Annotated in this window: 1 protein-coding gene and 1 pseudogene; both read left to right on the top strand. The window is 40.6% G+C overall.

Annotation, left to right across the window (positions count from 1 at the left end; genetic code table 11):
- Positions 1-75: 75 nt before the first annotated feature.
- A pseudogene (locus QUA20_RS31785) lies at positions 76-571 on the top strand (IS1 family transposase); the annotation flags it as partial.
- A complete protein-coding gene (locus QUA20_RS31790; RefSeq protein ID WP_333194326.1) occupies positions 568-708 on the top strand; it encodes a hypothetical protein in 141 nt (46 codons plus the stop codon). The pseudogene QUA20_RS31785 and the gene QUA20_RS31790, both read left to right, overlap by 4 nt.
- Positions 709-1,271 lie beyond the last annotated feature (563 nt).

The raw sequence follows: 1,271 nt of genomic DNA on the forward strand, positions 1-1,271 counted from the left end.
ATCTTGCACACTTTTCTTGATCGGACGATCGCATAACCAGGCCGTGTAACCTTTCTGCACTTATCCAGCAAGCCCTATGTAAATAAAAAGTATGCCGAAATTTCTCGGAAATTTGGTGATGAAAAAACCGAAAGGTTCATTGACTTTACAGCTAGATGAAATGTGGTCATTTGTCAAAAAACAGCGAAATAAGCAATGGCTCTGGATAGCTTTCGATCGAAATACCCGTGAAATTGTTGGACTTTATATTGGAAACCGCTCAAAAAAATCTGCGGAAGAGCTCTGGCAATCTTTACCTCCTTTCTATAGACAATGTGCTGTTTGTTATACTGATTTTTGGGAATCTTATTCAGAAGTCCTACTTTTTAAAAGACATCGACCTGTAGGTAAATAATCGGAACAAACCAGTTATATTGAAATACTTAATAATTCTTTACGGCAGCAAATTTCTCGTTTGGTTCGTAAAACCTTGTCTTTCTCAAAAAAACTGCCAAACCATATTGGGGCAATTTTTAACTTTGTACATCACTATAATTCTTGCATAAGAAAACGATATCATTACTATGCATGACTACCCAAAATCCCAACACATATCCAGAGGCTGACAAAAATAGAGACTACCGCATTGTCAACGGAAATAGTGGAGTCATGCCTTGGGTGTGGGAAGCCGGTAGATCCAGAAGGTTTGAATGTTCGCTGTCAAAATAGGACTGGTCAAAGTAACCGACTGGATATGCTTGAGTTGTCAGTTGATAGGATGATGCCAACTGGAGAAAGATTTGATACTGTTGGAATTTCTCTTGACCGACGGGGAAAACCTTGGCTATGGGTGGGCAGCCGTTCTATGAGCAGCACTCGCTGCTGGGTCAGAGCTAATACAAATTACGTCCGGCAGATTCAAAGAATTAATCGCAACCTATAGCCTTTCTCGCTATAGCGAGGTATGTTGAATTCCTTTAGTGGTAAGGTTTCCCGATTCAAATATCTACCTCATGTGACTAATAACTGCTATAAATGGTTGATGTTTTTAAAAAGCTGGCACTTACAGAAAACCCGCCGCAATTCTTCTAAATTTTTTGGCATCGACCAACGCAATCGGCGGAAGAATCCATTTAGCTCGGTACGCGACAATAGCTTACTCTCCAACGATCGACATTGTTTGATCTAAGTCCCTACAGAGATCCTCCGATCCTCCGGGAGCGTGTCACTTTTGCGACAAGTATAAATACTCAAAACAAGTGGGGCAAAGGTTTTGAGCTATTGTTGGCAAA

This window comes from Microcoleus sp. Pol7_A1 (assembly GCF_036701085.1).
GTDB lineage: Bacteria > Cyanobacteriota > Cyanobacteriia > Cyanobacteriales > Microcoleaceae > Microcoleus > Microcoleus asticus.